The 18,745-nt window shown below is 58.6% G+C and carries 17 protein-coding genes; 9 read left to right on the top strand and 8 right to left on the bottom strand.

Annotated features, from left to right (window positions below; translation table 11 throughout):
• The first annotated feature begins 22 nt into the window (after positions 1-22).
• From mutL to KMP13_RS14610, 3 genes are read left to right on the top strand one after another with little or no spacing between them, the layout of a single operon-like run.
• Entirely contained in the window at positions 23-1,939 is a 1,917-nt protein-coding gene (mutL, locus tag KMP13_RS14620) for a DNA mismatch repair endonuclease MutL (protein ID WP_215266680.1), read from the top strand.
• 11 nt (positions 1,940-1,950) lie between these two features.
• Positions 1,951-3,366, top strand: a complete 1,416-nt coding sequence (gene rmuC, locus KMP13_RS14615; RefSeq protein ID WP_251363875.1) for a DNA recombination protein RmuC — start codon at positions 1,951-1,953, stop codon at positions 3,364-3,366.
• Positions 3,359-4,714, top strand: coding sequence for an adenylate/guanylate cyclase domain-containing protein (locus KMP13_RS14610; protein ID WP_215266676.1), 1,356 nt, complete (start codon positions 3,359-3,361; stop codon positions 4,712-4,714). Before rmuC ends, KMP13_RS14610 begins: the two co-directional genes overlap by 8 nt.
• Here the strand turns inward: KMP13_RS14610 and KMP13_RS14605 are convergent.
• The 7 genes from KMP13_RS14605 to KMP13_RS14575 all read right to left on the bottom strand — a co-directional run bounded on the left by KMP13_RS14605 (position 4,707) and on the right by KMP13_RS14575 (position 11,328).
• A complete protein-coding gene (locus KMP13_RS14605; protein WP_215266674.1) occupies positions 4,707-5,849 on the bottom strand; it encodes a saccharopine dehydrogenase family protein in 1,143 nt (380 codons plus the stop codon). The genes KMP13_RS14610 and KMP13_RS14605 overlap by 8 nt on opposite strands.
• Positions 5,850-5,873: 24 nt before the next feature.
• Entirely contained in the window at positions 5,874-6,926 is a 1,053-nt protein-coding gene (locus KMP13_RS14600) for a saccharopine dehydrogenase (protein ID WP_215266672.1), read from the bottom strand.
• A 12-nt stretch (positions 6,927-6,938) separates the two neighbouring features.
• On the bottom strand, positions 6,939-7,553 hold the full coding sequence (locus KMP13_RS14595; RefSeq protein ID WP_215266670.1) for a glutathione S-transferase family protein: 615 nt from the start codon (positions 7,551-7,553) through the stop codon (positions 6,939-6,941).
• Between the two features lie 17 nt (positions 7,554-7,570).
• Positions 7,571-8,224, bottom strand: a complete 654-nt coding sequence (locus KMP13_RS14590) for a histidine phosphatase family protein (RefSeq protein WP_215266668.1) — start codon at positions 8,222-8,224, stop codon at positions 7,571-7,573.
• Between the two features lie 168 nt (positions 8,225-8,392).
• Complete coding sequence (locus tag KMP13_RS14585; protein WP_215266667.1) at positions 8,393-8,632, bottom strand: WGR domain-containing protein; 240 nt, start codon at positions 8,630-8,632, stop codon at positions 8,393-8,395.
• Between the two features lie 87 nt (positions 8,633-8,719).
• Positions 8,720-9,424 carry a response regulator transcription factor gene (locus tag KMP13_RS14580; protein WP_215266666.1) on the bottom strand — a complete coding sequence of 235 codons (705 nt, stop codon included), beginning with the start codon at positions 9,422-9,424 and terminating at the stop codon, positions 8,720-8,722.
• Positions 9,421-11,328, bottom strand: a complete 1,908-nt coding sequence (locus tag KMP13_RS14575) for a hybrid sensor histidine kinase/response regulator (RefSeq protein WP_215266665.1) — start codon at positions 11,326-11,328, stop codon at positions 9,421-9,423. The genes KMP13_RS14580 and KMP13_RS14575 overlap by 4 nt, the downstream gene beginning before the upstream one ends.
• Positions 11,329-11,557: 229 nt before the next feature.
• On the opposite strand from KMP13_RS14575, the gene KMP13_RS14570 reads away from it, so the two are divergent.
• From KMP13_RS14570 to KMP13_RS14560, 3 genes are all read left to right on the top strand, one after another.
• Positions 11,558-13,531: an AMP-binding protein gene (locus tag KMP13_RS14570; protein ID WP_215266663.1), complete on the top strand. Its 1,974-nt coding sequence runs from the start codon at positions 11,558-11,560 to the stop codon at positions 13,529-13,531.
• Between the two features lie 87 nt (positions 13,532-13,618).
• Complete coding sequence (locus KMP13_RS14565; RefSeq protein ID WP_215266662.1) at positions 13,619-14,437, top strand: ABC transporter ATP-binding protein; 819 nt, start codon at positions 13,619-13,621, stop codon at positions 14,435-14,437.
• A gap of 29 nt (positions 14,438-14,466) precedes the next feature.
• Positions 14,467-15,453, top strand: coding sequence for a branched-chain amino acid ABC transporter permease (locus tag KMP13_RS14560; RefSeq protein WP_215266658.1), 987 nt, complete (start codon positions 14,467-14,469; stop codon positions 15,451-15,453).
• Positions 15,454-15,483: 30 nt separating this feature from the next.
• On the opposite strand, the gene KMP13_RS14555 is transcribed toward KMP13_RS14560, so the two are convergent.
• Positions 15,484-15,843, bottom strand: coding sequence for an SHOCT domain-containing protein (locus tag KMP13_RS14555; protein WP_215266656.1), 360 nt, complete (start codon positions 15,841-15,843; stop codon positions 15,484-15,486).
• A gap of 114 nt (positions 15,844-15,957) precedes the next feature.
• On the opposite strand from KMP13_RS14555, the gene KMP13_RS14550 reads away from it, so the two are divergent.
• The 3 genes from KMP13_RS14550 to KMP13_RS14540 all read left to right on the top strand — a co-directional run bounded on the left by KMP13_RS14550 (position 15,958) and on the right by KMP13_RS14540 (position 18,717).
• Entirely contained in the window at positions 15,958-16,230 is a 273-nt protein-coding gene (locus KMP13_RS14550; protein WP_215266655.1) for a hypothetical protein, read from the top strand.
• 41 nt (positions 16,231-16,271) lie between these two features.
• Complete coding sequence (locus tag KMP13_RS14545) at positions 16,272-17,348, top strand: branched-chain amino acid ABC transporter permease (RefSeq protein ID WP_215266654.1); 1,077 nt, start codon at positions 16,272-16,274, stop codon at positions 17,346-17,348.
• A gap of 85 nt (positions 17,349-17,433) precedes the next feature.
• The gene (locus tag KMP13_RS14540; protein WP_215266653.1) at positions 17,434-18,717 is read left to right on the top strand and encodes an ABC transporter substrate-binding protein; all 1,284 of its coding nucleotides are present in this window, start codon (positions 17,434-17,436) and stop codon (positions 18,715-18,717) included.
• The last annotated feature ends 28 nt before the right edge of the window (positions 18,718-18,745 follow it).

Here is an 18,745-nt window from a genome sequence, read left to right as displayed (position 1 = left end):
CCTCCATGCTAAATTTAGAGGTATGAGCATCGCCAACCCCCAAATCAGCCCCAAACCACAAGGCGACACCCGCCCTGTCATCCGCCAACTGGACGACAGCGCCATCAACCGTATTGCAGCGGGTGAGGTGGTCGAACGTCCTGCCTCGGCGGTTAAGGAGCTGGTGGAAAACGCCATTGATGCCGGCGCCACCCGCATCACTGTTGAGGTCGCAGACGGTGGCAAAACCCTGATCCGGGTCACCGATGATGGGGTTGGCATGACGCCCGATGATCTGCCACTGGCCCTGTCGCGGCACGCCACGTCCAAGATTGACGGCTCGGACCTGTTGAACATCCACACCTTTGGGTTTCGCGGCGAAGCGTTGCCCAGCCTGGGCGCGGTGGGCCGCCTGACGATCACCAGCCGGGCCAAAGGGCAGGACGCGGCGCAAATCCGTGTCTCGGGCGGCACGATGGAGCCCGTGAAACCTGCCGCTCTGCGCGCAGGCACCATTGTCGAGTTGCGCGATTTGTTCTTTGCCACGCCTGCACGGTTGAAATTCATGCGCTCGGACCGGGCCGAAAGCCAGGCGATTTCTGACACCATCAAACGGCTTGCCATGGCCGAACCTTCGGTTGGGTTCATCCTGCGCGATGTGTCGGGCGGCGGGGACGGGCGGGTGACCTTTCGCGCCGATCCTTTGTCGGGCGACCTGTTTGACGCGCTGCACGGGCGGCTGTCCCATGTGATCGGTCGCGATTTTGCCGAAAACGCCCTGCGGATTGATGCCACACGCGAAGGGCTGCGCCTTTATGGCTATGCCGCGCTGCCGACCTATTCGCGGGGTGCGGCGGTCAGCCAGTTCCTGTTTGTGAACACGCGTCCGGTAAAGGACAAGATGCTGACCGGTGCCCTGCGTGCTGCCTATATGGATTTCCTCAGCCGCGACCGTCACCCGGCGGCGGCCCTGTTTATCGACTGCGATCCGACCCTAGTTGATGTGAACGTCCACCCCGCCAAATCCGAGGTCCGGTTTCGCGATCCCGGCCTTGCGCGCGGGATGATCGTCTCCTCCCTGCGCCATGCTTTGGCCGAGGCCGGACATCGCGCGTCTTCAACCGTCGCCGGGGCCACTTTGGGGGCGATGCGTCCCGAAGAGCCAACCGCCAGCGGCGCCCCGCGGGCGTATCAGATGGAGCGTCCGTCCTCTGGTGCGCGGGCTGCATCCTATGCTGCGCAACGTCCGGATTTCATGCCTGCGCCGCCACATCCCACAGCCGCACACGGCTTTGCGGATATGGCCGACAGCTACAGCGGACGCGTGGTGACCACGCCTGACCCCGCGACGGACGCAAGCGTTGACGCGAAAACCGAACATCTCCCCCTTGGTGCGGCGCGCGGGCAGGTGCATGAAAACTACATCATCGCCCAGACCCAGGACGGCATGGTCATCGTTGACCAACACGCGGCCCATGAACGTCTGGTCTATGAACAATTGAAAACTCAGATGGCCGAAAACGGTGTCACGGCCCAAGGGTTGCTGATCCCGGAAATCGTGCAATTGTCAGACGGCGACTGTGCCCGCCTGCTTGAAGTCGCGGAAGACCTGCGCAAATTTGGCCTCAGTATCGAACCTTTCGGCGGAAATGCTGTGGCGGTGCGTGAAACACCTGCGATCCTGGGTGAAGTCAACGCCGAAGCCATGTTGCGCGACATTCTGGATGAACTCGCCGACCAAGGCGAAAGCCAACTGGTGCAATCCCGGCTCGAGGCGATCCTCAGCCGGGTCGCCTGTCACGGATCGATCCGCTCGGGACGCCGTATGCGCGGGGAAGAGATGAACGCCCTGCTGCGCGAGATGGAAGCGACTCCCCATTCCGGCCAATGCAACCACGGCCGACCCACATATGTAGAACTCAAACTGGCCGACATCGAACGGCTTTTTGGCCGCAGCTAACGGAGCGCGATTTGGAAAACCTAAACCTGCCGTTTGACCCCGCCGCCCTGACGGCGCTGCATTATGCGGTCGCGGGACTGGTCGCGTTGACGCTGTTCCTTCTGGTGAACCTCAACCGCAGCCGCGCGGCAATCGCACAGGCGCAACGGGAAAACAGCGATCTGCGCAGTCACGTCGCCGCATTAGAGGCCGAGGTCGCCCGGCTGCCGGATTTGGAAGGGGAGACCAAAACCCTGCGTCGGATCCACGAAAACGAGCTGGTTGCCCGTCACAAGGCCGAGGCCGAAATTAAGACGATGTCTGCACAACACGCCGCCCGCCTGGAAGAGCTGCGCCAGATGAACCAGCAGATGGAGCATAAGTTTTCCTCGCTCGCGTCGGGCGTGTTGAAACAGAACTCCGAAAGCTTCCTGAATCTGGTCAGCGAACGGTTCCAGACCCACAGCAAAACCGCAGATCAGGATTTGGCTAAACGCCACCAAGCCATCGAAAGCCTGGTCAAACCGCTGGACGAAAAGCTTGGCAAATTTGGCGAACGGATCAAGGAAATCGAGCAGGCCCGCAACGAGGCCTATGGCGCGATCAAGGAACAGGTGAAGAATCTGGCCGATGGTCAAGCCGCGCTGGGTGGCGAAACCCGGCGGTTGGTGCAGGCCCTGCGCGCCCCTAAAACCCGCGGTCGCTGGGGTGAGATGCAGATGCGTCAGGTGTTCGAGATGGCCGGCATGAGCGAACACGTGGATTACGAGCTGGAAAAGTCCATGGACACCGACGCAGGCCAGCGCCGCCCCGACGCTGTGGTACGCATTCCCGGCGGTCGCTCGATCATCGTCGATGCCAAAACCCCACTGGAAGCCTATCTGGACGCGATTGAGGCAGAGACGCCACAGGAGCAAGAAACCCATCTGCAGCGCCACTCGCAACACGTTCGGACCCACGTGAAACAATTGTCCTCCAAGGCCTATCAATCCGCTCTGGGAGAAACCCCGGATTTTGTGGTCATGTTCATCCCAGGTGAGACATTCGTATCGGCAGCGGTCGAGGCGGACGCGGGTCTGATCGAATATGCCTTTGAACATAAAGTCTTGATCGCGACGCCAACCACGTTGATGGCGCTGGTCAAATCCATCGCCTATGGCTGGCAACAAGAGAAAATGGCCGAAAACGCAATCGAAGTGCAGAAAACGGCCAAGGATCTGTATGATCGATTGAACACGTTTTCTCGCAATCTTGCCTCGGTTGGGAAATCCCTCTCGGCTTCGGTCAACCACTACAACAAAGCGGTGGGATCGTTGGAATCCCGCGTCTTGCCCTCGGCCCGCCGGTTTGAAGCGATGGGCGTTGTCTCGCAAAGTGGTGAGTTGGAAGACCCCGGTGCCGTCGAAGTGGAGCCACGCCAGATGACGTTGCTGGGCAGCGATGGGTGATCTGCTGAAGCCGTTTCGCAGCACAGGGCAGGCCAGCGTGGCGCGCTCGCTGCTGCGCGAGGCGCAGATTGATGCGGAACGCGTGGTGGCGCGGCTGCGGATCGCCGTCTCAATCGGTTTGTTCCTGACGATCTTTTTTGTGGTGACCGAAGTCCCGGTTGAGGGTCGCGCCTATATCCACCGGCAGATCCTGATCGCGGTTGCAACCCTTGCAGCCTATATGGTGCTGGGTATTCTGAGCCTGTGGATGCTGCATCGCGGCTGGTTCCGCGCCTGGATGATCTGGATTGTAGCCACAGCGGACTGTTTGTTTTTAGTGGCAAATTCCACGCTGAGCGTGGTGAACTCGGGCCTGCCGGGGGACAATGTTTTTGTTATGCCGTCGGTCTGGTTGATGCCGATCACCCTGGCCTTTGCGGTGCTGCGGTTCAATCCCGCGATCCAGATCTATACGGTGGTGATGATCGTGGTTGGCCATGGTCTGTTGCTGCCGATCATGCCGGATGTGGTGGTCGAGGACACGCTGCGCCAACTGCAATCTACCCTGCGCCGACAACCGAATGTGGCGCGTCTGGCGATGGTTGCTTTTGCCGGCAGTGTTTTGGTGGTCGCCGCCCTGCGCACCCGCAGGCTGTTGCGCCATTCCATTCGCGAAGCCACCCAAAAGGCCAAGCTGACGCGCTATTTGCCGGCCCAGATTGTTGGCGATTTGGCCGAACAGGACCCGGATGCCCTGCGCCAGGGACAACAGCAGCAGGCGGCAGTGCTGTTTGTCGATATTCGTGGATTCACCCGCTGGTCAGAAGGACGCGCGCCGGATGAAGTGGGCGCCTTTATCACCGAATTCCGCCGCCGGATTGAACGGGCGGTCCAAGCCCATGACGGTGTCATCGACAAATACATCGGCGACGCGGCGATGGTGTTTTTCGTGGGGGAGCAAGAGGCCGCCCGTGGGATTGCCTGCGCGCAGGCGATCTTGGCTGAGATTGCGACCTGGTCGGATCGGTTGCGGGCAGATGGCGAAGATCCTGTTGCCGTGGGTGTCGGTCTGCATCTGGGGCCGGTGTTTCTGGGCGTTGTCGGCACGCAGGAACGGTTGGAATACACGGTTTTGGGCGACACGGTGAATGTCGCTGCGCGCTTGCAGGATGCCTGTAAACCGACGCAGCAAAAACTGATTGTTTCGGCGGATACCTTGGACGCAGCCCTGCCCGCAAACGCGCCCGCGCGCGCGGGGTGGATTGCGCTGCAAATGTCGGGCTTGCGCGGGCGATCGGGGGAGGTTGCCCTCTTTGGATGGGCGCAAGGCGCGTCTGGTGACGCGCCCTCCACCACGTCACTCAGCTGAGATGGTCGATGACTGCAACATGTTGGGCGAGCTGTGAAATTTCACCCATCCAGGCAGTAATCAATTCCAGATCGGCAGTGGCCGCCTGGACACCGGGTTTCAGCTTTTGCGCCAATACCGCCTCAATCGCGAGGGATACGGGGACCGAGACAAGTCGCGCCATCGCCGTGCCGCGCGCATCACCCCAAGCGTCCAACACATAGGATTTATGCCATTGTTCCACATTCTCTTTTTCGGCCTTTAGCGCCACACAGAGCACCACGCGGTCGGCCTCGTCCGTGTCATATGCGTTCTCTGTCCAGAACTGATCTGACATCGCTTTGAGGCGGGCGTCACCTGCGGCGCCGTCCAGTGTTTCGACCTCAGCAAAGACGTCTTTCCAGGCCTCGGCCCAGCCGTTCAGCCGCAAGGTGCCACGCACGAAATCGCGGACCTTCCAGTCGGGGGCAAATTCGTACTGCGTCACAAAGGGCAACGAGTCGCGGTTGGGGTAGACCTCAAAGCTTTCGGGTGATGGCAAAGGGGCGGTGTAGGTGGAGATCGCGTCCCACGGCCGGGCCACATCCAGCGTTTCAAAGTTACGCAGCGAACGGGACGGCGAGCGCAGCGCCTTTAGAACGCCAAGCGGGGACCAGCTGAATTTGTAGCGGAAGGGGTTGGGTGTTTTCGGGATCCCGCCGCAATAGGAGATGAAGCTCAGGTCGTTATCCGCGTCACAGGCGGGTGAGGTTTTGTAGGCGTCCACCAGCGCATGGGCCATCAAGTGGTCGATGCCGGGATCCAACCCGATTTCATTGACCAGACAGAGGCCCGCGGATTTGGCTTGTGCATCCAGCGCGCGCATTTCTGGCGAGATATAGGAGGAAGAGACAAAATGCGCCTGTTTGGAGATCGCAAGCTGAGCCAAGGGCACATGCAGATCACCGGGCAGCATGGAGACCACTATGTCGCCCGCCTGCAGCGCGTCCGTGAGATCGGCGATCGAAAAGACGCGAACATCCTGGGTCAAATCGCCGACCGCGTCCTGCGCTTTGGCCGTGGTTCGGTTCCAGACAGTGACCGCGTGTCCGTTTTCCAACAGGCGACGCAAGCCGGGAATGGCCGAAAGGCCAGTTCCACACCAATGAATTGTCATCAAATTTCTCCCAGAGCGGGCCGGTTAATCCGGCACATGTTTTTTGAATGTCTCAAATGCGCGGCCCCATACGCCTGCCTGCAGATCGCCAAGGGTCAAGAGCGACGGCAAGAGCTGCGCGGCGTAATCCTCGGAGCTTTCCAGCGGCAGGAGAGAGGGCAGATTGTCGATGGCCATCACATCCAGCACCGGCGCGTCGGCCACACGGACCACGGGGTCGTCCCAGCTGGTGGCGGTGTCATAGACCGGAACCGGGTTGTAATCGCTGTCGGGGTCACAGGCGATATCGCCAATCGCCGACAAGGCGCGGTCTGCGGTCAGGGCGGTCGTGGGCACAAAGACCGGCGTGCCGGGGCGGGCCAGGATTGAGTTGAAGAACAGATTGTGCTGCAGGATTTCCGGGAATGGGCCCCCTGCTGCGGTTTCTTCCATGTCCCATTTGGTCACGGGGACGCCCATTGTTTCGCATAGATCCGCAGCGCCGGACCCAACGCGGCCTTTGGCACCGATGACAATGGCATTGGGGCGCGAGGTTTTCAGGTCGGACATGGCGCTGGCAAGTTCGGCGATCAGATCGTCCTTGTTGGCATAGGAGCTGACCGCATCACACTGCGCACCATATTGTTGCGCGATCCAAGCTTTCAGCGTGACGGCCGCACCGGCGTAGCCCGCCCAATAGCCAAAGGCGGCAACGCGGCGACCGTTTTCTTCCACCAGATATTCCAGATCATAGAGCGTGCCATCGCCGGCCTTGAACCGATCCAGCAGGGCTTTGCCAGAGTGCTGCCCTTTGAAGGCATGGCCGAACATGATGTGGCGATGGGGCAGGGGGGTGCCGTCCTCCGGCAGTTCTTTGAGGCCAAAGACGATGGCGTCGTGCGGGGCATCGGGCCAGCTGTTTTCTGCGGTGATGGCGCAGCCTGCGTCAACGTAACCTGGAAGCGGAATGATCCGGGTGGCGCTTTCTTCAACCGTAACTGTAATCCCAGCGTCGATCAGGGCTTTGGCCCCGGCGGGTGTCAGCCCTACGCGATCTTCGTTGGCTCGTTGTTCCGCGCGCACCCAAAGATGTGTCATATCCGTCGTTCCTTACATCATCCCGCGTTCCTGAACGGCTCTGACCGATGCGCGGGACTCCATCATCTTGATAAAGTCTTGGATCTTGGGGAAATCATCCAGGTTGACCCCATCGTCCTGAAGCCAAGTACAGATCACATAGAGATATATATCCGCAAGTGAGAATTGATTGCCCAGGACAAAGGGACCTTGCAGCATATGTTCACTGACATATGCGCAGCATCCGGCCATGTTTTCGGGCACTTTTTTGCGCATATCGTCAAGCGACGTCTCAAGGCTGGCCCACCGGGCGCCGCGTTGTCTGTGGGCGTGGTTCACATGCATGGTGGACGCGAAATAGAACATCGCTTCGCGCATGCGGGCCACCTGCACCGGGTCACTGGGGCGCAGACCTGCATCCGGCGCAAGGTCCGCGACATATTCCAACAACGCCCCGGCTTCGGTCATTGTGTTTTCACCGTGGACCAATGTGGGCACGCGCGCCTTGGGGTTCAGGCTGGTGTAGGGTTCTTTGGTCTGGGCACCATTGGCGAAATCCACTTTGACCGCTTCGAACTCCAGCCCTGCTTCTTCCAAGGCGATGCCAACGGTGCTGGCTACACTGTGGCGTGAGAAATACAATTGCATGAGTGTTCTCCTGAGAACTAGAGGTGGGTCTGCGCGAACCGCCGGTCCTGGGCCTCGAGATGGGGCACCGCGTTGAACAGATCGGGGCTGATCACGCCGTTCGCGATATAAAGTCGGTGGAGCGAAGAATTCATCGTGGCCAATACAATGCGGGCTGTGGCCTTGGGGTCTAGGTCCAGACAGAATTGCATGATCATGCCAACCACTCCGCCAGAGGTCACGACCAGCGCTGGGCCTTCGCCTGCTGCGATCTCTTGCAACGCGGCTTGGGTGCGCGCCTGGAAATCCGACCAGGTTTCATATGGCTGTGCAATGCGACCCTCGGACCAAGCAGAGAAGACCTTTACCACGTTGTCGGCAAAATCTTCGCGCTCGGTTGGGATCGGTTCGCCAAACTGCTCTTCCAACGCTTTGGCGAGGGAGAAATACTGCATCTCGTTCAGGCGCGGATCTTGCACAATCGAGTCTGCAAAACCCATGGACTGTGCGGTTTCCACATGGCGAGTCAGGGTGCCGGAAAAGACGCGCGGGTAGTGATATCCGGTGGCACGCAGGTGATCGCCGAGCCAGCGCGACTGTTGGTGGCCAAGGTCGCTCAACTTGTCATAACTTGCTTCGTCGCGCGCGCCGGTATTGGCCTGTCCGTGGCGGACCAGGGTTATCTGGCTCATGGGGGTCTCCTGCCTGTCGTCCCTCAGGATTTAGGCAGGTGTGCGGTTCGTGAACAGGGGGAAAATAACATATTCCATTTTTGTATGTTTCGCACGCGAAACAAGTTTCTGGAATATGACCGAGCGCCGCATTTACGCAATGCAGCGCGGCGGCGGATGTGTCGCGCCTTAAGCGTCCAGCGTGTCGCGAAAATAGCCTTTGTTGATCATGCGGTTGCGATGTTCATCAGCAGCAATCGAGGCCTCGCGCAGGTTGCCATAGATATTAATCATCGTATGGCCATCGCTGCCCGACACCCCCCATTCGCGCAACACGGAAATCTCGGAAAAGAGGTTCATCGCCAATTCGATCCGATAATACCGCGGGGGCTGGAGTTCGCTTTGATTATAGAGCAAACAGGTCGTCATAGGGTTATGCTATCGTGAGAATACCTATGATTCAACCTATATATGGATGAATTTGCACGGTTAACAACTATATATTGTTAACCTTTATTACCATTGCACGTCATCCAGAAAAATATACCCGGCGCCGTAGATCGTTTTGATCAGCTTGGGGTTTTTGGGGTCGTCCCGCAGCTTGGTTCTGAGGCGGGAAATGCGTACATCCATAGCGCGGTCAAAGCTTTCGCCGGCCGCACCACCCAGGTGTTCCTGCATCTGTGCGCGTGAGATCAGCCGTTTGGGGTTTTCCAGAAACAGGCGCAGTACTTCGCCTTCGGCCTGAGAAAACGGCACGTCTTCTCCGTTCTCATCGCTCAGCAGAAACCGGTCGAAATGCGCCTGCCAGCCGGTGAACCGTGCGCTGTTTTTTGCCGAGGCGCCATGTCCCGCGCGGGGACCACTGCGCAGGCGGGCGCGGACGCGGGCGACTACCTCGATAGGGTCAAAGGGTTTGGTGATGTAGTCGTCGGCGCCAAGTTCCAGCCCCGCCACCCGGTCCTGCACCTGCGCGCGACCGGAAATGATGATCACCGCAGCCCCGTGGTCCTGGCCCAGACGGTGCACCAGCGCCAACCCATCGGTGTCGGGCAATGACAGATCGATCAGGCAGACATCCGGGGTGATCCGCTTCAACGCGGCCTCAAACTCACGCGCGCGGCCAAAGGATTGCACCCGGAACCCCGCGTCCTCCAGCGTTTCGCACAGCAGCTGACGGATGTCCGGCTCGTCATCCAATATGGTGACCAGCGCGCTCATGTCGGGGTCTCCGGTCGGATCAATGCGGCCAGCTGCGCGGTTGTGAAGGGTTTTTGCAAAACGGGCGCTTTCTTGAGGGCAGAGCGGAATATCGGGTCGGCGGTCACAGCCGAGGTCATCAGGATCACCGGTGGCCAAGGGCGGGTGCGGTCCAGTCCGTCCAGCAGATCTAACCCGGTTTCGCTGCCTTTGAGTTTGACGTCGGACAAGATTAACACAATTTCCGGCAGATCACGCGCCAGGGCAAGGCCGTCATTGGCGGTCTCGGCCTCGATCACCGAATAGCCGAGATCGGTGAGCATGTCGCGATAGGTGGCACGCAGTTCTTCGCTGTCTTCCACCAAAAGCGCCATGCCGCCCTTGGCATCGGGGGCCAGGCGGAACGGCAGGCGTAATGTGACGCTGGCGCCCGAGATTGTGTTGCCCAACCGGACATCGCCGCCGTTCAGTTTCACCATATCATAGACCATCGCCAGCCCAAGGCCGGAGCCATTGCTGCCCTTGGTGGTGAAAAACGGGTTCAGCCCCTGTTCCAGCGCCTCGGGCGAGAAGCCAGGCCCGGTGTCGATAACGCTGATTTCGATCCATGTGCGGCCGACCTCATGCGCACTGACAGTGATCTGGCCAGAGGCCCCACAGGCGTCGCGGGCGTTCAGGATCAGGTTCAGCAATGCATCTTGCAACTTACCTGCGTCCAGCAGCAGAGCGTGTGGTTTGGTGTGATTGATCACCGACAAACCTACACCGCGCGGCAAAGAGGGTGAGGCGAGGATTTTCAACTCTTCCAGCAGTGCGGCGAGGATGGTGGCCTGGGGACGCAAAGGACGCTGCCCAGTCATCTGCGAGATCCGGTGCAGCAGGCGTCCGCCCCGTTCGGCGGCGGATTGGGTGGCGGTGATCAGCTGCGTGGCTTCAGCACCCAGATCCATTTTGGACAGCTTGCTTTGAATGCCTAGGATCACGGTCAACAGGTTCGAAAAATCATGCGCCAGCCCGTTGGTCATCTGCGCGGCCATATCCCGGCGCCGGGTCTGTTGCAGGGCGACACGGGCCTGGGTTTCCTCGGTCACATCCATCGACAGGACATAGACACCGCCGCCGCCATCCGGGGTCAGAGCGACACGAATGCGGCGGCTGTCGTGATCTTCGGTAAATTCAAACACCGGACGTTCGCCTTTGTAGGCGGCAATCAGATGAGGTTCGATTCGGGCAAAGGCAGAGATGCCCAACGCCTCAGCGATGTGCAGGCCTAGAATTTCGGTGGGGCGGCCCGGAAACACGCTGCTGAGACGGCGATTGGTAAAGGTGTAGAACCCACGTTCGTCCAGATGGGCGATATGGGCGGGCATCATCTCGGTTGTCAGTCGAATGCGGCTTTCGCTGATGGCGACATCGCGTTTTGCCGCCGCAAGGGCGGTGTTTGACGCGGCAAGTTTGCGGTTGGTGGCCGACAGTTCCTCGGTATGGGCGATGAGCTGACCCGACAGCTCTTCAGACCGGCTGCGCAGCATGGCCTCGATCCGTTTGGGGCGGGTTATATCGGTATAGACCGTGACCCAGCCGCCTTCTGGAAGGGGGGACCCTTCGATAGAGATCACCTGACCGTTGTGGCGCGCCCGTTCAAAGTAATGCGGATCGAACGTTTTTGCCTGGGCGACGCGGCGCGCTACAAAGGCGTCGAGATCGGCGATCGCGCCATAATCACCGCTTTGCGCGATAAAGCGGATCGTGTCTTCAAACGGCGCGCCGCGGGTGACCAATGCCTCTGGCAGGTTGAACATATCCTGAAAGCGCTGGTTGCAGACGGCCAGACAGAGGTCGCGGTCATAGATCGACATGGCCTGGGCGATCAGGTTCAACCCGGCCTGGGTCATTGTGGCGTATGATGCGTCAGTCCGGTCCATGAATGCCTCTCATGGGTACCATCGAACGCGTATTTGGCAAGCATGTCGACCGTTTTGTGCCGCGACGTTTCTGAAGCCTTAACGAAAGTGGGCCGCTGAAACAATTCGTAATGATTGGGAAAACTTACTGACAAGATTAACTATGATTATGCATTCAGTCCCACTCCCGGGGCCGATGGTGTTGGAGGACACGCGGCCAAACATGGGGGGCGGGTTGGGAGGAGAACATATGGCAGAGGTGCGTGCGAATGCAGGCAGGGAGATGTCCCTGCCGACCTTGTTGCAGCGAAATGCTGAGAGATACGGAGATCGGCCCGCCTACCGCGAGAAGGAATATGGGATCTGGCAAAGCTGGACCTGGGCCGAAACCGAAAAAGAAGTCGAGGCTTTGGCGCTGGGCCTGTTGGACCTGGGGCTAAAACCCGGTGATTATGTCGCCGTTATTGGCCGCAACCGCCCCTATTTGTATTGGTCCATGGTGGCCGTACAGGCGGTAGGCGGTGTGCCTGTGCCGCTTTATCAGGACGCGGTGGCCGAGGAGATGGCCTATGTGTTGGCCAATTGCGGTGCGCGGTTTGTGATTGCGGGCGATCAGGAGCAGGTCGACAAGGTTCTGGAGGTACAAGAGCAGCTGACCGCGCTGGAGCAGATGATCTACCTCGATCCCAGGGGGATGCGCAAATATGACCACGGGCAGCTACACAGTTTCAAAGCTTTGCAGGCCCAAGGTCGCAAGGCGGCGCTGGCCCTGGCGGATGAGCTGAACGCGCGGCGTGCGGCGTTGGATTATGCCAGCACCTGCGTGATGCTTTATACGTCGGGCACCACGGGCAAGCCCAAGGGTGTGGTGCTCTCCAACCGTAATGTGATCGAGACTGCGCGCAATTCGGCGCAGTTTGATCAGCTAAGTTCTGATGACAGTATTCTGTCCTACCTGCCGATGGCCTGGGTTGGGGATTTCATCTTTTCCGTGGCGCAGGCCTATTGGTGTGGGTTCTGCACCAACTGCCCCGAAAGTCCCGAGACCATGATGACCGACCTGCGCGAGATCGGGCCGACCTACTTCTTTGCCCCACCACGGGTATTTGAGGGACAGCTGACCAGCGTGATGATCCGGATGGAGGATGCAGGGTCATTGAAACGACGCATGTTCCACCATTTTCTGGCGCACGCCAAAAAAGTTGGTGGGCGCATTCTGGATGGCAAACCGGTGGGCTTGCTGGACCGTCTAAAATATGTGCTAGGCAATGTGCTGGTCTATGAACCGTTAAAGGACACGCTGGGCTATGGTCGAATTCGGGTGGGGTATACGGCCGGTGAGGCGATCGGGCCGGAGATTTTCGACTTTTACCGCTCGCTTGGGATCAATCTGAAGCAGCTTTATGGGCAGACCGAAGCGACCGTTTTTATCACCCAGCAGCCTGATGGCGAAGTTCGGGCGGACACTGTTGGGGTGCCCTCGCCCAATGTGGAGCTGAAGATCGACGAGACCGGTGAGATTTTCTACCGCTCGCCGGGGGTGTTTGTGGAGTATTTCAAGAACCCGGAATCCACTATGAAGACCAAGGACAAAGACGGCTGGGTGGCGACCGGGGATGCGGGGTTTATTGAAGCCGCAAGCGGACATTTGCGGATCATCGACCGGGCCAAGGACGTGGGAAAAATGGCCAACGGTGCGATGTTTGCCCCCAAATTTGTTGAGAATAAGCTGAAGTTTTATCCCGATATCCTGGAAGTTGTTCTGTTTGGCAACGGGCGGGACCGCTGTGTGGCATTCATCAATATCGACCTGACTGCGGTGGGGAATTGGGCTGAGCGCAACAATATCGCCTATGCTTCGTACCAAGAGCTGGCGGGGCATCCGGAGGTGTTGAAATCCATCGCTTCTCATGTGGGAGAGGTGAACCGGTCGGTGGCTGAAGACGAGATGCTGTCCGGCTGTCAGGTGCATCGCTTTGTAGTCTTGCACAAGGAACTGGACGCCGATGACGGCGAGATGACCCGGACCCGGAAGGTGCGCCGCGCCTTTGTGGAAGAAAAATATCAGGACATTCTGGCAGCGCTGTATGCGAGTGAAAGCCGCGTCTTTGCCCGCACCGAGGTGACTTATGAGGATGGGCGCAAAGGTGAGGTCAGCGCCACGTTGGAGATTTTGGATGCGGAGATTTCGGCATCCGTGAAGCAATTGGAGGCGGCAGAATGAGGGACGCTGGAACGACGCTCGCCCGGCTGCGCCGAACATCGCCCCGCCCACCGTCCCGTTGGGCGATCTGCACAGATGGAGCGTAGTATGTTGGATCAGTCAGTAGAGTTTGTCACGGCCGACGGGCGTACCATCGGCGGCGTGGTGATGGAGATGAAACACATCACGCTGCGTTTTGGCGGGGTGGAGGCGATCAAGGATATCTCATTCGACATTCGCGAAGGGGAAATTCGCGCCATTATTGGTCCTAACGGGGCAGGCAAGTCGTCGATGTTGAACGTGATGTCTGGCTTCTATGTGCCGCAAGAGGGTGAGGTCTGGTTTCACGGCAAGAAACGCAAACCCATGCGCCCCTATGAGGTGGCGCGTCAGGGCATTGCACGCACGTTCCAGAACATCGCCTTGTTCCAAGGGATGAGCGTTTTGGACAATGTGATGACGGGTCGGTTGAACCACATGTCGGCGAACCTGTTTCAGCAGGCCTTCTGGAAAGGACGCGCCGAGGCTGAGGAAGTGGAAAACCGCGAGAAGGTCGAACAGATCATTGATTTCCTTGAGATCCAGGCGATCCGCAAAACGCCGGTGGCGCGGCTACCCTATGGGTTGAAGAAACGGGTCGAGCTGGCGCGGGCGCTGGCAGCGGAGCCGAAGCTGTTACTCTTGGATGAGCCGATGGCAGGAATGAACGTAGAGGAGAAAGAGGACATGAGCCGCTTTATCCTGGATGTGAATGACGAGTTTGGCACCACGATTGCCTTGATCGAGCACGACATGGGCGTGGTCATGGATCTGAGCGACCGGGTGGTGGTGATGGATTACGGCAAGAAGATCGGCGACGGCACGCCGGATGAGGTGCGTAGCAACCAGCAGGTGATCGATGCCTATTTGGGGGTGGCCCATGACTGATCTGCGCACGATGACACAGGAGAAACATCATGTCTGAACAGCTGGTTTTTGCAATGGAAGTCACGCTGAACGGGTTAATGTCCGGGGTTCTATACGCGCTGGTCGCGTTGGGCTTTGTGTTGATCTACAAGGCGTCCGGAATTTTCAATTATGCACAGGGCGTTATGGCGCTGTTTGCAGCCATGACCTTGGTTGGGATCATGAACGGGCAGGTGCCTTTCTCCCACCTTATTAACGCAGTTTTTGGCGGCCACATCACCCATTTTGGATGGAACCTGCCGGGGGCGCTGGCGATTGGGCTGACGGTCGGGGTCATGATCTTGTTGGCTTGGTTGGTGCAGGTGTTGGTGATGCGCCATTTGGTCGGACAAGAGCCGATCATCCTGTTTATGGCCACCATTGGCTTGGCCTATTTCCTGGAAGGGTTGGCGGATCTGATGTGGGGATCCGAGTTGAAGACCTTGGATGTTGGGCTGCCGCAGGGCATCAACCTGTGGATCGACGAGACCACGTTCCAAATCTTTGATTATGGTTTCTTTATCGACAATTTGGATCTGGTTGCCACTGTGATCGCCGGGCTGTTGGTCGCGGGGCTCGTGATGTTCAGCCAGTACACCAAACAGGGGCGGGCCATGCGCGCGGTGGCTGATGACCATCAGGCGGCGCTCTCGGTTGGCATTTCACTGAATTTCATCTGGGTTCTGGTGTGGTCGCTGGCCGGGTTTGTGGCTTTGGTTGCGGGCATTGTCTGGGGCACCAAATCTGGTGTGCAGTTTTCCCTATCGCTCATAGCGCTCAAGGCGCTGCCGGTTTTGATGTTGGGCGGCTTTACCTCGATCCCTGGTGCCATTGTGGGCGGGTTGATCATTGGGGTGGGCGAGAAACTGTTTGAATTCGCCATCGGCCCGCTGGTGGGCGGTGCGACCGAGAATTGGTTTGCCTATGTGCTGGCGCTGGTCTTTTTGGTGTTCCGTCCGCAGGGGCTGTTTGGGGAGAAGATCATTGAACGCGTGTGATCGCCTCTCTCACCAGCCGATGCGGATGGGTCAATGTTCAAGCCGTTTCGCCGCCTTGACCAGAATGGCTGCAAAAACGGTCACGACCAGTGTCACGGCAATTGTTAGATCGCCGATGAGTTGGGCCAAAACAAAGGTCATTATTCCGGCGCCAAGGAGCCCGACCAGGAGCAGGCTCCACAGGCCTTGGTTGTTGGCCTCTTGCCCCGGACGGTCTTGCTCTGAACGGTCATGCGCGCGGTTCGCCGTGTTCGGCGCTTCGGCGACAATTTGCACATCTTCGACCTGGCCAAGGAGACGACCTTTGGCCTCTTCATACACGCTGTGGGAAATATCCCCGCGCTTCCGGGCGGCATCCAGCCGCCGGAGATCCTCCAGAATTGCAGTCATGTCTTCCACTCACTTTACCCACATTAAGACTAGCGCAGAGAATTGGGCAAAATGTGGCCAAGGAGCGAAATTCGACAAATGGGTTAACGGATGGTTAACACAGGGGGCGCAGCCATGATTAAGTTTTTGGCAGTGGTAAATGTTGTTGCGTGGTCAGTGTTTTGGGCCTTTGGCTATCTGGCGTTGAGCGCTGAGGGTTACTCAGATCACCAGATTTTGGTCGCCAGCCTGTTGGCGGCGGTGGGCTTATTTACCGGAATTTCTACCTATCTTAGGCTGGTGCAAGCCTCTGAACGATCGGGATATGCCCAGTCTTCGGCCGGGATGACCCGCGAAATCCGAAATGAAGCGCAGGAAAAATGGGAGAAACGTCATGAATTGGGCTGAAACAAGGCAGCTGCAACGCGGTGACGTTTGGGGAGGTATCTATGTTTTATCGTGAGGCCGGGGATTTCAAGACATCCTATGTTGCGGACGGGCAGACCTTCCCGATCCGGTTCGATCGGATGCGCTATTATGCGGTGCTGGTTGCCGCCTTTGGGGTGATCCCGTTTTTCATCAATGACTATTGGGCCAATGCGATCCTGTTGCCGTTTCTGATCTATGCGATTGCGACGATTGGGTTGAATATTCTGGTGGGATACTGCGGGCAGGTGTCGCTGGGCACCGGCGGGTTCATGGCGGTGGGGGCCTATGGCTGTTACAAGCTGATGACCACTTTTCCCGAGGTGTCGATGATCGTGCATGTGCTGTTGTCGGGCGGGATCACGGCGGCGGTTTGCGTCGTGTTCGGGCTGCCGTCGCTGCGGATCAAGGGCTTCTATCTTGCGGTGGCGACCTTGGCGGCGCAGTTCTTTCTGGTCTGGCTGTTCAACCGGGTGCCGTGGTTTTACAACAATTCCGCTTCGGGCCAGATCAGCGCGCCGGAGCGCGAGGTGTTCGGCATTGTGATTACCGGCCCTAATGCTTCAGCCTGGGCGACTTATCTGTTCTGTCTGATTTTCCTAACGTTCTGTGCGCTGGTGGCGCGCAATCTGACGCGCGGTTCAGTGGGGCGCAGTTGGATGGCGATCCGAGATATGGATATCGCGGCCGAGATTATTGGCGTCAATCCGATGAAGGCCAAGATGACCGCCTTTGCCGTGTCGGGGTTCTTCATCGGCGTATCCGGCGCGCTGTTCTTTTCGGTCTATCTGGGTGCGGTTGAAGTGGGGGAGGCTTTTGGCATCCAGAAGTCATTCCTGGTTCTGTTCATGGTGATCATTGGCGGTCTGGGGTCGATCTTTGGCTCCTTTGCCGGGGCGGCGTTCTTGGTGCTGTTGCCGGTGGTGTTAAAGGTGTTGGGCGTCGATGTGCTGGGCTGGCCCACGGATATCGTGGTGCATTTCCAGCTGGTGATAGTGGGGGCGTTGATCGTGTTTTTCCTGATCGTGGAGCCCCACGGGTTGGCGCAGATGTGGCGTGTGACCAAGGAGAAGTTGAGACTTTGGCCGTTCCCGCACTGACGCGGGTATGGACACATGTGGCGGGAGGAGGACGCGATACGCGGCCCGTCAAATTATCGGATATTTCATGGGAGGAACGAAACCGATGATACGCAATTTGATGAGTGCCGCGCTGGCGGTAACCTTGGTCTCAGGACCAGCCGCCGCGGATCTGGTCTTTCCGGATTTGAGCTATCGCACCGGGCCCTATGCGGCGGGCGGTGTGCCATTCTCGGACGGATACAACGACTATTTCACCCTGGTGAACGAACGCGACGGCGGCATCGGCGGCGTCAAGGCGCAGGTGATCGAGTGTGAGACCGGCTATAACACCGAAAAAGGGGTTGAGTGCTATGAGGCGACCAAGGACAAAGGCGCGCTGATCTATCAACCGCTGTCCACTGGCATCACCTATCAGTTGATCCCCAAAGTGACGGCAGATGGCATCCCACTTCACACGATGGGATATGGTCGGACCTCGGCGGCGAACGGCAAAGTATTCAGCCATGTGTTCAACTACCCGGCCAATTACTGGAACGGTGCCTCGGGCGTGATCAACCATCTGTTGGAGGAAAACGGGGGTGATCTGTCGGGCAAGAAGATCTCGCTGGTGTATCACAACTCGTCGTATGGCAAGGAGCCGATCCGCACGTTGGAGGAGCTGTCGGAAAAACACGGCTTTGAACTGAAACTGCTGCCCGTCGACCATCCCGGCCAGGAACAGAAATCCCAATGGCTGCAGATTCGCCGCGATCGCCCGGATGTTGTGGTCATGTGGGGCTGGGGCGTGATGAACCAGGTCGCCATTCAAGAAGCCGCCAACATCCGCTTTCCGATGGAGAATTTCATTGGGGTCTGGTGGTCCGGTGCCGAGCATGACGTGATTGCCGCGGGCGCAAAGGCCAATGGCTATAAGGCAGTGACCTTCCACAATGTGGGCGATGACTTCCCGGTGTTTGACGATATGCAGAAATATGTGGTCGATGCCGGTCTTGCGGCGGGGGCTGGCGACAACGTCGGCAAGGTCCTGTATAACCGGGGCCTGTATGCGGCGATGCTGGCGGTAGAAGCCGCCAAGACCGCGCAAGAGATGCATGGTGTGGCCGAGATTTCGCCCGCAATGATGCGCGACGGGATGGAAGCCCTGGTGATTGATGAGGCCAAGATGACCGGTCTTGGCATGCCGAACTTTGGTCCGACGTTCAACGTGTCTTGTGAAAACCACGGCGGTCTTGGGCTGGTGGGCGTGACCCAATGGGACGCGGAAAACCAGACTTGGTCGTTGATCTCTGATTTTCAGGAGACCGATGGTGACGTGATCAATGCGCTGATCACCGAAGATTCCACCGCCTTTGCGACGGAAAACAATATCGCACAGCGTTGCGAGTAACGACGACACGCCCCGGCCGGGCACACTG

Origin of the sequence: Epibacterium ulvae, assembly GCF_018678075.1 — a bacterium.
Taxonomy (GTDB): Bacteria; Pseudomonadota; Alphaproteobacteria; order Rhodobacterales; family Rhodobacteraceae; genus Epibacterium; species Epibacterium ulvae_A.
Note: the sequence above shows the minus strand (reverse complement) of the source record. Positions and strands in the feature narration are given on the sequence as shown.

Excerpts from the sequence above, each read along its gene's own strand:
- KMP13_RS14555 (WP_215266656.1), bottom strand. The coding sequence starts at position 15,843 with ATGACTGCAATTCTGGAGGATCTCCGGCGGCTGGATGCCGCCCGGAAG.
- KMP13_RS14570 (WP_215266663.1), top strand. The coding sequence starts at position 11,558 with ATGGCAGAGGTGCGTGCGAATGCAGGCAGGGAGATGTCCCTGCCGACC.
- KMP13_RS14575 (WP_215266665.1), bottom strand. The coding sequence starts at position 11,328 with ATGGACCGGACTGACGCATCATACGCCACAATGACCCAGGCCGGGTTG.
- KMP13_RS14580 (WP_215266666.1), bottom strand. The coding sequence starts at position 9,424 with ATGAGCGCGCTGGTCACCATATTGGATGACGAGCCGGACATCCGTCAG.
- KMP13_RS14585 (WP_215266667.1), bottom strand. The coding sequence starts at position 8,632 with ATGACGACCTGTTTGCTCTATAATCAAAGCGAACTCCAGCCCCCGCGG.
- KMP13_RS14595 (WP_215266670.1), bottom strand. The coding sequence starts at position 7,553 with ATGCAATTGTATTTCTCACGCCACAGTGTAGCCAGCACCGTTGGCATC.
- KMP13_RS14540 (WP_215266653.1), top strand. The coding sequence starts at position 17,434 with ATGATACGCAATTTGATGAGTGCCGCGCTGGCGGTAACCTTGGTCTCA.
- KMP13_RS14610 (WP_215266676.1), top strand. The coding sequence starts at position 3,359 with ATGGGTGATCTGCTGAAGCCGTTTCGCAGCACAGGGCAGGCCAGCGTG.
- mutL (WP_215266680.1), top strand. The coding sequence starts at position 23 with ATGAGCATCGCCAACCCCCAAATCAGCCCCAAACCACAAGGCGACACC.
- KMP13_RS14545 (WP_215266654.1), top strand. The coding sequence starts at position 16,272 with ATGTTTTATCGTGAGGCCGGGGATTTCAAGACATCCTATGTTGCGGAC.
- KMP13_RS14600 (WP_215266672.1), bottom strand. The coding sequence starts at position 6,926 with ATGACACATCTTTGGGTGCGCGCGGAACAACGAGCCAACGAAGATCGC.
- KMP13_RS14605 (WP_215266674.1), bottom strand. The coding sequence starts at position 5,849 with ATGACAATTCATTGGTGTGGAACTGGCCTTTCGGCCATTCCCGGCTTG.
- KMP13_RS14560 (WP_215266658.1), top strand. The coding sequence starts at position 14,467 with ATGTCTGAACAGCTGGTTTTTGCAATGGAAGTCACGCTGAACGGGTTA.
- KMP13_RS14550 (WP_215266655.1), top strand. The coding sequence starts at position 15,958 with ATGATTAAGTTTTTGGCAGTGGTAAATGTTGTTGCGTGGTCAGTGTTT.
- KMP13_RS14565 (WP_215266662.1), top strand. The coding sequence starts at position 13,619 with ATGTTGGATCAGTCAGTAGAGTTTGTCACGGCCGACGGGCGTACCATC.
- KMP13_RS14590 (WP_215266668.1), bottom strand. The coding sequence starts at position 8,224 with ATGAGCCAGATAACCCTGGTCCGCCACGGACAGGCCAATACCGGCGCG.